13 protein-coding genes are annotated in these 14,157 nt (G+C 39.4%); 5 read left to right on the top strand and 8 right to left on the bottom strand.

Going from position 1 to position 14,157, the window contains the following annotated elements; translation table 11 throughout:
- Nucleotides 1-15: 15 nt before the first annotated feature.
- Nucleotides 16-1,638, bottom strand: coding sequence for an ABC-F family ATP-binding cassette domain-containing protein (locus tag R2Q66_RS06535; protein ID WP_316747526.1), 1,623 nt, complete (start codon nt 1,636-1,638; stop codon nt 16-18).
- Nucleotides 1,639-1,730: 92 nt separating this feature from the next.
- Between R2Q66_RS06535 and R2Q66_RS06530 the strand changes: the two genes are divergently transcribed.
- The 3 genes from R2Q66_RS06530 to R2Q66_RS06520 are packed head-to-tail and all read left to right on the top strand — an operon-like array spanning nt 1,731 to nt 3,417.
- Complete coding sequence (locus tag R2Q66_RS06530) at nt 1,731-2,339, top strand: hypothetical protein (RefSeq protein ID WP_316747203.1); 609 nt, start codon at nt 1,731-1,733, stop codon at nt 2,337-2,339.
- Nucleotides 2,311-2,961: a nitroreductase gene (locus R2Q66_RS06525; RefSeq protein WP_316747202.1), complete on the top strand. Its 651-nt coding sequence runs from the start codon at nt 2,311-2,313 to the stop codon at nt 2,959-2,961. The genes R2Q66_RS06530 and R2Q66_RS06525 overlap by 29 nt, the downstream gene beginning before the upstream one ends.
- A gap of 3 nt (nt 2,962-2,964) precedes the next feature.
- On the top strand, nt 2,965-3,417 hold the full coding sequence (locus tag R2Q66_RS06520; RefSeq protein ID WP_316747201.1) for a 3-oxoacyl-ACP synthase: 453 nt from the start codon (nt 2,965-2,967) through the stop codon (nt 3,415-3,417).
- Here the strand turns inward: R2Q66_RS06520 and R2Q66_RS06515 are convergent.
- Both R2Q66_RS06515 and R2Q66_RS06510 read right to left on the bottom strand, forming a co-directional pair.
- Nucleotides 3,414-4,205, bottom strand: coding sequence for a glycosyltransferase family 2 protein (locus R2Q66_RS06515; RefSeq protein WP_316747200.1), 792 nt, complete (start codon nt 4,203-4,205; stop codon nt 3,414-3,416). The genes R2Q66_RS06520 and R2Q66_RS06515 overlap by 4 nt on opposite strands.
- A gap of 156 nt (nt 4,206-4,361) precedes the next feature.
- Nucleotides 4,362-5,153, bottom strand: a complete 792-nt coding sequence (locus R2Q66_RS06510) for a glycosyltransferase family 2 protein (protein WP_316747199.1) — start codon at nt 5,151-5,153, stop codon at nt 4,362-4,364.
- Nucleotides 5,154-5,445: 292 nt separating this feature from the next.
- Between R2Q66_RS06510 and R2Q66_RS06505 the strand changes: the two genes are divergently transcribed.
- Nucleotides 5,446-6,081 (top strand): hypothetical protein, encoded by a 636-nt coding sequence (locus R2Q66_RS06505; RefSeq protein WP_316747198.1) that lies wholly within the window; start codon nt 5,446-5,448, stop codon nt 6,079-6,081.
- Nucleotides 6,082-6,198: 117 nt separating this feature from the next.
- Here the strand turns inward: R2Q66_RS06505 and R2Q66_RS06500 are convergent, their stop codons facing one another.
- Nucleotides 6,199-7,068 (bottom strand): polysaccharide deacetylase family protein, encoded by an 870-nt coding sequence (locus R2Q66_RS06500; RefSeq protein WP_316747197.1) that lies wholly within the window; start codon nt 7,066-7,068, stop codon nt 6,199-6,201.
- An 8-nt stretch (nt 7,069-7,076) separates the two neighbouring features.
- Nucleotides 7,077-7,964 carry a polysaccharide deacetylase family protein gene (locus R2Q66_RS06495; RefSeq protein WP_316747196.1) on the bottom strand — a complete coding sequence of 296 codons (888 nt, stop codon included), beginning with the start codon at nt 7,962-7,964 and terminating at the stop codon, nt 7,077-7,079.
- A 190-nt stretch (nt 7,965-8,154) separates the two neighbouring features.
- Between R2Q66_RS06495 and R2Q66_RS06490 the strand changes: the two genes are divergently transcribed.
- Complete coding sequence (locus tag R2Q66_RS06490; RefSeq protein ID WP_316747194.1) at nt 8,155-10,653, top strand: S9 family peptidase; 2,499 nt, start codon at nt 8,155-8,157, stop codon at nt 10,651-10,653.
- Between the two features lie 138 nt (nt 10,654-10,791).
- Here the strand turns inward: R2Q66_RS06490 and R2Q66_RS06485 are convergent, their stop codons facing one another.
- From R2Q66_RS06485 to R2Q66_RS06475, 3 genes are all read right to left on the bottom strand, one after another.
- Nucleotides 10,792-11,508 (bottom strand): glycosyltransferase family 2 protein, encoded by a 717-nt coding sequence (locus R2Q66_RS06485; protein WP_316747193.1) that lies wholly within the window; start codon nt 11,506-11,508, stop codon nt 10,792-10,794.
- A 358-nt stretch (nt 11,509-11,866) separates the two neighbouring features.
- Nucleotides 11,867-12,970 (bottom strand): C1 family peptidase, encoded by a 1,104-nt coding sequence (locus R2Q66_RS06480; protein ID WP_316747192.1) that lies wholly within the window; start codon nt 12,968-12,970, stop codon nt 11,867-11,869.
- A gap of 213 nt (nt 12,971-13,183) precedes the next feature.
- Nucleotides 13,184-13,825 (bottom strand): outer membrane beta-barrel protein, encoded by a 642-nt coding sequence (locus R2Q66_RS06475; RefSeq protein WP_316747191.1) that lies wholly within the window; start codon nt 13,823-13,825, stop codon nt 13,184-13,186.
- Nucleotides 13,826-14,157 lie beyond the last annotated feature (332 nt).

Raw genomic sequence — 14,157 nt, 5'->3', positions numbered from 1 at the left:
AAGCCCCCTTTTAAATTATTTATACATTTCTGCTCTTAACTGAGCCACATCAGGACTCGTAATATAATCGTCGTAAGTCATCATCTTATCAATTACACCTTTAGGCGTAATTTCGATGATTCTTGTTGCTACCGATTCTGTTAACGCATGATCTCGTGAAGTAAACAAAGCGGTACCTCTGAAATCTTTTAATCCGTTGTTTAGTGCCGTGATCGACTCTAAATCCAGGTGATTCGTAGGCTCATCTAATAACAATAGATTCGCATGTTTTAACATCATTTGAGAGAACATACAACGCATTTTTTCACCACCTGACAATACTTTCACATTTTTCAGAACCTCTTCACCGGAGAACAACATTCTACCTAAGAAACTTCTTACAAACTGCTCATCCATTTCAGTACCTGAATACTCACGTAACCAATCTACCAGATTTTCATCTTTTCCTTCGAAATAAGGGGTGTTGTCGTTAGGAATATCTGCTGTACTAATAGTGATACCAAACTTAAACTCACCTGTATAATTAGGCTCACGAGCCGTCAGTACATTATAAAAAGCAGTAGTTGCTAAACTGTTCTGAGAAAGAATAGCCACTTTATCTCCTTTATTAACCATGAAGCTGACATTTTTAAACATCACATCTCCATTGATCGTACAAGAAAGGTTTTCAACTTGTAGAATCTGATCACCAGCTTCTCTACCCAAATTATTGAATAAAATTGCAGGATATTTTCTACTTGAAGCTTTAATTTCCGAGATATCGATTTTATCTAAAGCTTTCTTACGGGAAGTTGCTTGTTTCGATTTCGAAGCATTCGCACTAAAGCGCTGAATAAATTCCTGAAGTTCTTTAACTTTCTCTTCCAGTTTTTTATTTTGATCACCACGTTGTTTCAAAGCAAGTTGGCTAGACTCATACCAGAAGGTATAGTTACCCGAGTAAATGCTCATTTTGCTGAAATCAATGTCAACAATATGCGTACATACCGCATCTAAAAAGTGTCTATCGTGAGATACTACCAATACAATAGTCTGGTAATCTGCAAGGAAGTTTTCTAACCAGGCGATTGTTTCAATGTCCAAATCGTTGGTAGGCTCATCCAGTAGCAATACATCAGGGTTACCGAATAAAGCTTGTGCTAATAACACACGTACTTTTTGGGTACCATCTAATTCTTTTAACAGCTTATAGTGGTGTTCTTCTTTAATACCTAAATTGCTCAACATGGTCGCAGCGTTGCTTTCCATATTCCAGCCATCCATTTCTGCAAATCTGTTTTCCAGCTCACCAGCACGCTCACCATCTTTGTCGGTAAAATCTTCCTTCATATAGATGGCGTCTTTTTCCTTCATGATGTCGTACAATTCCTTGTGACCCATCATTACCGTTTCAATCACTGAAAATTCATCAAACTCATAGTGGTTTTGTTTTAAAACTGCCATACGTTCGCCTGGAGTAAAAGCCACACTACCTGAAGTTTGGTTTACTTCTCCTGAAAGAATTTTAAGGAAGGTGGATTTACCTGCGCCGTTCGCCCCAATTACACCATAGCAATTGCCATGCGTGAATTTTAGGTTCACATCTTCAAATAAGGTACGTTTTCCGTAACGGAGGGATAAGTTAGAAACTGAAATCATATTGCTGATAAAATAAGCCGCAAAGGTAGTCATAATTTATAAAATGATTTGATTGGGGATTTATTAGTTTTGACTAATCTAATTTCAAGAAGGTGACGAAAGATGAATTGATCAGCAGGTTGGGCGCTCCAATGGGGCTGAAAACGGTAAAGGCAATTGCCCTTAACAGGAATTTTTATGTTAAATCTGAGGACGGTTTTACCGTTAAAGATGTGATTGACCTGACCTTTCATTCCAGGAAAGAACTGGCATTCAGGGCGGCATGGTTACTGGAGAATATTTTTTTTAGTTATTATTGTCTGGGTGATTACCTGGAAGATTTTTTAGGTCGTTTCCCTGCGCAGAAACACCCGGGCCCGATGCGTCATTACGCCAAAATTCTGGCTTTTGCGACCAGTAAACAAGCGAAAGGCTTACACCCCGGACAACTGGAGAAAATAGATTTTGAACCGCTGATCGGGCTAATGTTCGACTGGCTGATTGAAGAGAAGGTATTGGTGGCCACTAAAGTACAAGCCATGCAGGCCTTAGCCAACCTCGCTCCGCGATATCCATGGATTAAAGACGAATTAATGGAAACGATTACCCATCTGGAAGACATGGAAAGCGTAGCCTTTTTTGGAAGAGCTAAACAGGTTAAAAAGCAGCTTAAAAAGATCAAGCCGGAAAACAATGACCAATTTCAACAAAAGGAAAGCTGATATTGCTACTTTTGCCAATAGTTATATCCCAGCAGAAAGATTCATGGAAAAAGAAATAGATATATTAAGTCGCATTATTCAACGCCGCCGCAGTATTTTCCCAATCAGCTATACGGAGCAGGAGATTCCGGTAGAATTGATTAAACAAGTGTTGGAAAGTGCAAATTATGCACCTACCCATAAGCTGACGGAACCATGGCGTTTCATTGTTTTCAGAAATGAAGGTAAAATGAAACTTGGTGCAGAACTGGCCAGGTTGTATAAAGAAACTGTACCAGCGCATCAATTCCTGCAAAAGAAATACGATAGCATTCTGGAGAAAGCAGCCCAGGCAAATTGCATCATTACTTTAAATGCAGCTTTACACACCGACAAAGTCCCTGAATGGGAAGAGCTTGCTGCCTTGGCCTGCGCCGTACAAAACATGGCCCTGACCGCAGAAGCCTTAAATATTGGTGCGTATTGGAGTTCTCCTGGTCTGATTGATAACCTTGGTAGCTTTTTAAAGCTGGAAAAGAACGAAAAATGTTTTGGTCTGTTCTATATGGGATACCATAATGAAGCACCAAGAGATGCCAAAAGAACTCCGATAGCTGATAAAGTAAAATGGGTAGAATCATAAATTATGCAAGACATTAAAGAAAAATTATACCTGCTTTGTTTGAACTTCATAGAACAGAGAATCCTTACCGCAGAGACAGCATTGGAACAGTCGCGCGAAGCCAGTAATGATGATACAAAGAGTAGCGCCGGAGATAAGTTTGAGACCACGCGCGAAATGATGAGTCAGGACATCGGCAGGAGTAAAAGGCTGTTGATGGATGCGCAACAAAATTTACAACTTCTAAAATCGCTCAAGGACACCCCTTTAAATGATAGGGTAAGAAACGGAAACCTGGTTTATACCTCTGAAGGAGCTTTTTACATTAGCATTAGTGCCGGACAACTGAAACTGGATGGCGAAAATATATTTGCGATTTCTGCCGCTTCTCCAATTGGTAACCTGCTGATTGGTAAAGAAAAAGGCGCATCTTTTGATTTTAATGGCAAACATTACCTGATTAAAGAAATCATTTAAGCCTCATTGAGCTTTAAATAATCATAACAGATCTCCTCAAAATCTCTTCCCCAGTCTGGGTTAATAAAGTCTTGCTCGTCAGGGGTAAATGACTTGATGATCAGGTCTGTGGGAAGAGCTAAGATTTTATGTGCTCTGGTAGCAACCCCACCGGTTTCATCTTCGCGGTGCAGGATTAGTGCAGTTGCGACCTCTGCTTTATTAATGCCAATCTTCTTCAGTTTTGCGCGTAAATTATCATCCTCTCCGCCCCAGATATTGAAAGCCTCGGTATAACCGGATACCTTTTCGATGTGGTTTTTTTTGGTTAAAATACTGCCATAATTAGTGAAAGTCTGTGTTTCTGCGCTGTGAGGGCCAGCTTTATAAGCGTAATCTACAAAGGCAACTTTACCAACATAGAAATAATTATCATACGTTTCAGCCGCGTACTTTAAATGATGAACTACGTCGGTAAGAAACTCACATTCCGGATCTACGACCAGGATGTAGTTCTTTGTGGCATGTCTGATTCCAACGTTCCAGGCCTTGCATGGGTTTCGCCATTCGTGATCGTTACGGTTCACAATGATCCGCCAGTTGATATCAGGATATCCCTTTATAAATTCAATTAATTCTTCACATTCCGTAGGTTCATCCAATGCAATAATGACCTCTATGCCATTTCTTTCGAAATAAGGAGCATTGACCGGTAATACTCTTCTAAAGTCTTTCATTTTTTTATAAAAAGACATAACAACGGAGATGTCATAATCTTCAAATTCGGTATTACTGATCGTATGATCCATAATTCAGGTTTTAGTAAACACAAATTTAACGTATTTTGCTACTGCAAAACTGGGTCATATGACCCAAAATTATGGACTTTACCGGAGCCTATAAAAATTAGACTTCAAAAAATCTTTTAATTTTAATCGCAAACATTACCTGAATAATGAAATCATTTAATCTTGATTGATCTTTAAATAATCAAAACAGACCTCTTTAAAATCTCTTCCCCAGTTTGGGTCAATAAAGTCTTGCTCGTCAGGCGTAATCGCTTTATTGATCAGGTTTGTTGGAAGGGCTAAGATTTTATGTGCTCTGATATCAGTCCCATCAGTTTTCTCTTCGCGATGCAAGAGTAATGCGGTTGCGACATCTGCTTTCCTAATGCCAATCTTCTTCAGTTTTGCGTGTAAATTATCATCCTCGCCACCCCAGATATTGAAAGCTTCGGTATAGCCGGATACTTTTTCGATGTCGGTTTTTCTGGTTAAAATACTACCAATTTTGCTAAATGACTGCGTTTCTGCGCTGTGAGGGCTAGCTTTATAAGCGTAATCTACAAAAGCAACTTTACCGACATAGAAGTAATTCTTATACATTTCAGCTGCGTCTTTTAAATGCTGAACGATGTCGGTAAGAAATTCGCATTCCGGATCTACGATCAGGATGAATTTTTTTGTGGCATGCCTGATCCCAACATTCCAGGCCTTGGATGGATTTCGCCATTCATGATCGTTACGGTTCACAATTACCCGCCAGTTGATATTCGGGTATCCCTTTATGAATTCGATTAATTCTTCACATTCCGTAGGTTCATCTAATGCAATGATGACCTCTATGCCATTTCTTTCGAGATAAGGGGCATTGACCGGAAACACTCTTCTAAAGTCTTTCATTTTTTTATAAAAAGACATGACAACGGAGGTGTCATAATCTTCAAATTCGGTATTATCGAGAACGCGTTCCATAATTCATGGTTTTAGTAAATACGAATTTAACAAATTTCCAATATTTAAAACAGGGTGGTATAGCCCAAATTTTTGACACAATAGCTCGGAATATTCGAAATTTCACTGTATTCTGATGTAGTTGTGCTTAAAAATATTGGTTTTAACATAAATAAATTACAGTGTGTATAAATTTATGATTTTATTATCAATTATTTGATTGTAAATAAGTTATGTTTTTTAATTTATAGTTCTAAGATTTGGTTATTAGCTATAAAAATATATAAATTAGACTTTGACTAATCATTTAGATATGGAAATACATTTAATCAGTTATGGTGATAAGGGGTATGAGTTGCGAAGTGGGTATTTTAAGGCCCTCGCGGTTGCTTCTTCTTTTTTTGATAAGGTTACTATTTTTAGATATGAAGACTTTGATATAGAATTCGAGAAGGAATTTCATAAAGCGCTTCAGCTTACCTTGGGTGGAGGCGTTGTATGGAGGCCCTACTTTATCAAAAGAGCGTTACAGGATATGGAAGATGGAGACATCTTAGTTTATGGTGATCCGGATTTCCAGATTAATAAATTAGGTAGGGAAAGATTTGACCAATATCTGGATCAATTGAATCAATCAGAAACCGGAGTGTTGGGGTTTCAGCATTCAGACCTGAAGTATACTAAAAGGGAGGTATTCGATTATTTTAATGCGGTATCTGCCAGGGAAACTGGTCAGTTGATCTCTAACGTTATTTTTTTGAAAAAATGTAATCATTCCGTTCAGATAGTCGATTTCTGGAATGATACGCTTAGTCAGATGTTAACCTTGCCTGAAGAAGAGCAAGATCCGGCAAATGAGCCTAAGGACTTTATGGGCCAAAGACAATCTCAGGGGATCTGGACGATGCTTTTAAAAATCTATGCTGCGGTGACCTCCTGTCCGGACTAAACGACTAAGGCCTGGTGATTAAAACAACTACTTTCAAAAACAGAAGCGTACAAAAAAAAGGTATACCTTACTATATTTAGCAGGGCATACCTTTCTTGTAAATTATAATAAAAGCTATTATTTAAAACTTTTATTGATGCTATTGTATAGATTCTTTGCAGTATAAGTCCCCGGGTCTATAATCCGGCGGATCGTAAACAAAGGGTAATCCGGATCTCTTTTTGTCGATAAGATAAAAGCAGCTTTAAAGCCATGTTCTTGTAGCTTATGTAAGTTTTCCGCTTTGGAAACGCCATAAGGATAGGCAAAGTATTCCACCTTTTTACCGGTAATCGTTTCCAGTGTTCTGGTCGGTTTATCGATCTGAATCTCCCAATCTTCATCCGTAAACTCCGCAAAGTTTTTATGGTTCCAGGTGTGACTGGCAATCATGTGCCCATCATCAGAAAGTTCCTTAATTTGCGCTTTACTCATGTATCTCGGTCGGCCAATGGAAACGGTCATGATAAAGAAAACGCCTTTAAAACCATGTTTTTCCAATTCTTTAGCACCTACCGTATATTGATCAAGATCGGTATCGTCGAAAGTGATCATAATTGGTTTTTCAGGAAGCTGTTTCCCGTAATTCAGGTAGTCGTATAGCTGATCCGGCAAAATGGTATGGTAACCACTATCGGCCAACATTTTCATATGCTGACTAAAATTAGCCGGTGGAATGATATCATCATGAGCCCGTTTGGAATCACTGGCTTTCCAGTTGCGGATTTGATGGTAACAAAGTACGGGCACCTCTTTTTTTGCCAGGATTTCTGCTGCGCCAGCCTTTTTTCCGGAGCGGCCAACCGCTGTTGCATCGGTAGTTCCAGTTGCAGAAGTATCACTACTTTCCGATACTACTGAGTGCTCTTTTTCAGCTTTACTATTTTCCACACAAGAAGAAAAAAACATAGCCGAGAGCGCGGCCAGTGTGAACAGGGTATTTCTCATTGAAGTACTTAAAAGCTGTTTTTAATGCTGTTATTTAATGTTTTTGAAGTCCAGTAACCGCTGGCGATAATCCTTCTGATGGTATACAACGGATCATTTTCATCACGTTTCGTAGCTAAAATAAACGCAGATTTCATACCTCTTTTCTTAAGTTCGGGAATGGCCTCAGGATTCCATAATCCGAAGGGATAAGCGAAATGCTGAATCTTTTTTCCTGTAATTTCTTCCAAAGTTTTGGTTGGTTTTTCAATTTGCGTTACCCAATCCTGACCCTGGTATTTTTTCACATTGTGGTGATCCCAGGTATGAGAACCGATCACATGGCCCATATCAGAAAGTTGTTTCACCTGGTCTCTGCTCATGTAATTTGGTCTGCCAAGGGAAACTGTCATCACGAAAAACACTCCTTTGAAGCCATATTTCTTCATTTCCGGCGCTGCAATGGTGAACTGATCCAAGTCAGTATCATCAAAAGTCAGCATGATTGGTTTAGTTGGCAAGGCAGTGCCATTGTTTAAGTAGTCGTATAATTGATCTGGAAGGATCGTATGGTAACCGCTATCGGCCAACATTTTCATATGGTCTTTGAAAGTAGCGATAGGAATGATATAATCTTTTGCTGCTTTCGAGTCTTTTTCTCTCCAGTCGCGCACCTGGTGGTAGCATAAAATAGGCACTTGTTTGCGTGCAAGGATGGTTTTAGCATCTGCTACTTTGATTTTAGAGATATCCGTAACTGGCGCTTTGCTTTGCTCCATTGTTGGAGTACCTTCTGCAGTTGTAGTGGTTAAAGAGTCTTTAGGGTTGTCAGCAGCACCATTGGTCTGTGATTTTGACTGGCATCCGGCACTGAGCATTACTGCGGCAGCAAGAATAGGGAGGAAGGTATGTTTCATAATTCAGTATTTCATACAAAACTAAAAAATCAATCCTGATTTACTCATTATATTTACAATGTCTGAGTACAAGTATGATCAGTACTGCCGCACACCACAAAATTCGTTAAAACTATCATGTTTATTACATAATAAAGCCAGTTCTTACCATCTTTAATCAATAATTTAGGCGGTTTATTTAAAACCACTAATGAAGAAACTTTACACTCCACTTTTACTATCGCTTTGTATGGGGTATGGTGCCATGGCGCAAACCAAAACCTTTACGATTACAGAGTCGACAGTAGCTGCTCCGAAGGCCAATTACCAGTTGGCTTCGAGATTCTCACCTGCCAAGATTAAAAAACTGGTTTATTCTACGGCCGTTGATCCACATTGGCTGAAACTGAGCAACAGATTCTGGTACGAATATGAAACTCCGGCAGGCAAGGAATGGTATCTGGTAGATCCATCCGCGAAAACAAAAAAGAAAATATTTGACAATGCGAAGCTGGCAGCAGAAATCACCACCATCATGCGTGATCCTTTTGATGCACAACACCTGCCTTTAGAAAACCTGAAGTTCTCCGCAGATGAAAAGGCGGTTACTTTTGAGCTGAAAAGTACAATTGATGAGCTAAAGAAAGATAGAAAAGATAAAAAAGCTGCAGATTCGATGCAGAAAAAGATATACTTTTTCAACTATGTGCTGGCAACAGCAAAGCTGACCGAAGTTCCTAATTATACGAAACCTAAGGCAAAACCAACCTGGGGAGCAGTAGCGCCAGATTCATCAGCCATTGTCTTTACCAGAAATTACAATTTGTACTGGATGGATAAGGAGAACTACAAGAAGGCAGTCAAGAATGAAGAAGACAGCACGATTGTAGAGAACCAGCTGACAAAAGACGGTCAGAAGTTCTACGCTTACGGCAGCAATGGCGATGGCGAGAACAACGAAGAGCTCCTGAAAAATGATAAAAAAAGAAGAAGAGCTTATGTGTTATGGTCGCCGGATGCAAAACATTTTGTGTTAAACAGATCCGATAGTCGTAAAGTAAAAGACCTTTGGGTGATCAATAATGTTTCCGCAGGAAGACCAACGCTGGAAACCTATAAATACCAGATGCCTGGTGAAGCGGAAGCACCTATCGATGAGATGTTGCTATTCAATTTCGCAGCTAAAAGCTATAAAAAACTCAATACCAACGCCTTTAAAGACCAGAATTTATCAGTATGGCCAGCGCCAAACCTGGTTAAAGACAGAGACAATGAATTCCGTCCTTCGATCTGGTTGGGAACAAATAATAAGATTTATTTTGGCCGTACCAGCAGAGATTTAAAGCGTGTGGATGTATGTGCGGTAGACATTCAGAGCGGTGCCGTTACGCCTTTAATTGAAGAGCGTTTCAATACTTACCTGGAGTTAAACCGTCCGGGATTGGTAAATGAGGGTAAAGAAATGATTCATTGGTCGGAGCGTGATGGATGGGGACATTTCTACCTGTTTGATGCTGCCGGAAAACTGAAAAATCAGATTACTAAAGGTGCTTTCCATTGCGAGGAAATCGTAAATGTAGACCAGAAAAACAGAGTGCTTTATTTCACTGCCAATGGCAAAGAAAGCAAGGAAGATCCTTATTATGTACACTTGTACCGCATCAATTTTGATGGTTCAGGCATGAAACTGTTAAATCAAGGCGATTTTGACCATGCGATCAGCATGAATGATGAGGCTAAATTCTTTGTAGACAATTCTTCGAGAGTGAATACAGCGCCTAAGGCAGTCGTAATGGATAATAACGGTAGGGTAGTCATGAATCTGGAAACAACAGATTTATCCTTGCTAATGGCTACCGGTTACAAATTCCCTGAGCCTTTTAAGGTGAAAGCGGATGATGGAATCACCGATATCTATGGTGTCATGTACAAGCCTTTCGATTTTGATCCAAATAAAAAATACCCGATCATCGAGTATGTATATCCAGGTCCTCAAACGGAGGCGGTTAACAAGTCTTTCAGCAAAAGCATGGATAGAACGGAGCGATTGGCACAGTTTGGCTATATCGTGATCACGGTAGGTAACAGAGGTGGAAATCCTGCACGTTCTAAATGGTACCATACTTTCGGTTATGGCAACCTGCGTGATTATGGATTGGCTGATAAGAAAGCTGCAGTAGAGCAATTGGCAGATAAAAACAAGTTTATCGATGCAACTAAAGTAGGAATCACCGGTCACTCGGGTGGTGGATTTATGTCTACAGCTGCAATGTTGGTTTATCCTGATTTCTTTAAAGCTGCGGTATCTAATGCCGGTAACCACGATAACAGCATTTACAACCGTTGGTGGAGTGAGAAACACCATGGGGTAAAAGAAGTGATTTCTGCTAAAGGTGACACGACTTTCAAATATAGCATTGATAAGAATCCTGATTTAGCGAAAAACCTGAAAGGTCATTTGATGTTAATGACTGGTGATATTGACAACAATGTACACCCTGCAAACACGATTAGAGTAGCAAATGCTTTGATGAGAGCAGGGAAAAGATTTGAGTTTGTTATCGTTCCGGGACAACGTCATGGTTTTGGCGACTTAACAGAATATACTTTCTGGAAGCTTGCAGATCATTTTAACAAATACCTGATCGGCGATTTCTCTCAAACGGGAGAGGTAGATGTGACAGGTATGGAATTGGATCCGAAGAAATAATTTAGATCCGAAGAAATAGTTTTTAAAAGCCAGGACGCTTTTCGTACTCAAATCTTTTGAAAGAAAGATTTGTAGGTACTCCAGGCCTTCCTGGCTTTTTTATGCGCAAAAAATAAATCCAGGCTTATTGCATAGGTTTTAGTTTATTTCAAAGGAAGCTTCTACATTTTTAATGATGTTTAGGGTGGCTTTATGGTCTAATTGCGGCCCGTTTCTGGTGTAATAGCTGAAAAGAACTCCGTCTATGACATTCGTGCCATGATAGATGTATACGTAGAGGTAGAAAGATCCTTTGATGGGGAGGAGGAGTTTATTGGATTCCAGGTGTTCGATTAAAGGGCCGTCTTCAAGTCTGTTGGTGTCCTGGTAGGGAAATTGAATCACCAGATCTTTTTTACATAAGAGCGTGCCACTCCAGTTGTAGGCTGCGGAAAGATAGGCGCTTTCATTCAATCGGTTATATAAGATGATTTCTTTTAGTACGCAGGCCTGGTGTTTTGTGATTGAGTCTTGAAGCTGACTCATTTGCTGTTTCAGCCTTTCCGGATGGTACCAATCGTCGTCGTCCCAGGTGCAGATATAACTTCCATGAGCTGCTGCGACAGCCTGATTTCTCTTTTTACCTAAGGAGCCATTGCTTTCCCTGGAAAGGATAATGATTTTTAAATGAGAGATTTTTAAGATCCTATCCAGCAGTTTTTTTGTGGGTAAGTCGTTGCGGGGGTAGGAGACCACCAGCTCTTTGTTTGGGTAACTTTGCTGTTCGAAATTCACAATTGCCTTTAGCAATTGCTGTGGTCTGTTTTGACTGATACATATACAAGAAATCAAAGGGTAGTTTTTTTTAATTTTCATATTGCGTCCTATTTCTGCATAAGGTAGAAAACAATATTAATGTTTTATAGGGTCAAATGTCTCAAAAATATATTATTTAATCCATTGGTTTTTAGTTGTTTGTGTGGTTACTTTCTTAAGTATTGATATCTGGATATCACTATGTATTTATATCTAGATGTGGTGATGTATAGATATTATAGTATCAAGATGGATAGGTTTCTTGATGTCGGTTCAAAGCAAAAGGCCTGTGCTTTTTTCGTAATCAAACCTTTAATATAAAAGTTTGTACGAAGCAAAATGCACAGGCCTTTTCTTCAATTCAAAACAACACGTTTAATTCAGAGCAACAGGTTTAGTTTAAAAAAACAACACGGAATTAAATTCCTAATTTCTTCTTCAATTGTGAAGACAACGCTGCTTTCGGCACAACCAGACTTACCGTGTTAATGGCAAAGTAAGGCTCAGATACTTCGATAAATCCTTTGAACGGACCAACTTCGCCCCAAGAGTTTTTCACTTTAAAGAAGTACTTACCGTCACTGGACTGATCCAATCCAACGAGGTGCATCAAATGATCATCCTGAGTAGTCAAATCCTCATACAGCTGCTGGCGTAATTCCGGAGAATATGCTTTCTCTTTTGCATCAGGATTTATAGCTGCTGCTTTCACATCGGCATCATCAGCAAATAACAGGGCGTAACCTTTTTTCTGCTGAAAGTTTTTGCTGCTCACATCGGCATCCCACATTACCGTATAGCCATTTTGAACCGCAGATTTCGTCAGACTGATCATCTCCTCAAGCGGGATATTATAGAAAGAACCATTGGCAAAATTATCCGGAGCTTCCAGTACGAAAGTCGAGTAATAAGGGTGGTGGGTAAAAGAAGAAATGTTTACATAGTCGTTAGCATCGAATTTAAGCACTTCTTTGGCGAAAGTTTTTGGCGTATAATTTTTTCCTTTATAGTCAAAATTTGCAGGAGGAGTACCTAATTTCTGATCCAGGATCTGCTCATAACCGACAAGCCAGTTGGCGGCAACCGGACGTTTTTTCAAAACAGTGTCCAGGTAGCTTTTAAGCGATTGATCAAGGCCGGTATGGTCTGGAATCTCTCCTGTTGCTCCCTGATAAGCCTCCTGAGGCATGGCACCATAAAGTGCAATTGCTCTGATCAGGTCATGACCCAAACCACCTTCGCTAAATTGCGCTTTCCCCTGACGAAGTACATAGTTTTTGGCTTTCTCGATATAGATGTTTCTGGCTGGAAACATCTCTGAAAGGTTAAATTCGCCCAATCCTTTACGCATTTCTTCCGATTCGATTAAGGAAGTAGTCGAGTAATTCCAGCAGGTGCCGGTTTTACCCTGGTTTTTCACGACTGTCGCCGCATTGTCTTTAAGCGTTTTTAGGGTTTTTTCCTGGGCAAATCCGGATAAGCCGAAGCCGATACCACAGGCAATTAAAAGTATTTTTTTCATCAGTAATTTAGTTTTTTACGGTTTAGAAGTCATCAGGTATTAAATGCCCGGTGTTGGTGCATAGATTCCATGATGATTTCCTGAAGAATATAAGTTAGCGGATTAAATCCACAGCTAAAATAACGAAAATCACTAAAAAATAAAGGGCTTTAACGCATAAATGCCCGAAGAGTATCTCCGGGCATTTATAAAAATCTAAATTAAGTAGAGTGACTAGAAATGCAACTGAACACCGATTTTTGGAGAGAAGAAGTTAGCACCGAAACTAAATTCATCATAACCAGCACCTTTCATTTTGTCGCCATTAGCGTCTTCTTTACGAAGTGTATTGTAGTTTAATCCGTTTAATGCGAATTCAATACCGATTCTTTTAGTAGGGTAGAACGCAAAACCTGGAGATAAAGCTACACCGATTTCTGTAGTACTTCCGGTTTTAGCACCTGTATGACCATCTGCATCTACTGCTTTGTCTTTACCGAATGCCATTGGAACTGATAATTGTCCGAAGAATTTGAAAGACTCAGAAAGGTTAGCATAGTAACGACCAAATGGGTTCACTACGAAAGCAGTATTTTTAACACCGTTTATTAAAGTGGTATTGTTTGGACCTGGAATACCATTTGTTTTGCTATAACCGTATCCGATACCAGTACCAACTGCGATGTTATCAGAAACAAAGTAACCTACACTTGGTACAATCTGGAAACTGCTGTTTGATTTTGCACCTGATGCATCACTTTTATGCGTATCAAATGCAACATTACCACCTACCATAACTTTTCCTTTTTCAGTTTGTGCCTGAGCGCCAAATGCGAATGCTGAAACTGCAACTAATGATAATAATAATTTTTTCATGTTCTTTTTTTTAAATAATTAAGCTGGTCTTTTCTATTTGTAATTTCTGACCATTGATGTCATATAGTCAACACTTGTGCCAAAGGATATATTCCCTTTGAGCTTAGTAATCCATATTTTTCGTAAGTCCTTAATTGATAATCAAATAGATTTTATCAGATAAAATCAATATTATGATTCGGTGACAATCCCCTGAGTATTGTCATTTTAGCGTCTGCTTGGGTGCTTGTCATCCTGACTATATTTGTAGGATTGTCAGGCTCTGATGTGTGCTTTTTCAGACAAGTACTGACAAACAGGACATCAAACAATTTTTTATTTAAAAAAATGTA

The sequence above is a fragment of the Pedobacter gandavensis genome, from assembly GCF_032677645.1.
GTDB lineage: Bacteria > Bacteroidota > Bacteroidia > Sphingobacteriales > Sphingobacteriaceae > Pedobacter > Pedobacter gandavensis_A.
This window is presented reverse-complemented; position numbering and strand designations above follow the sequence as displayed.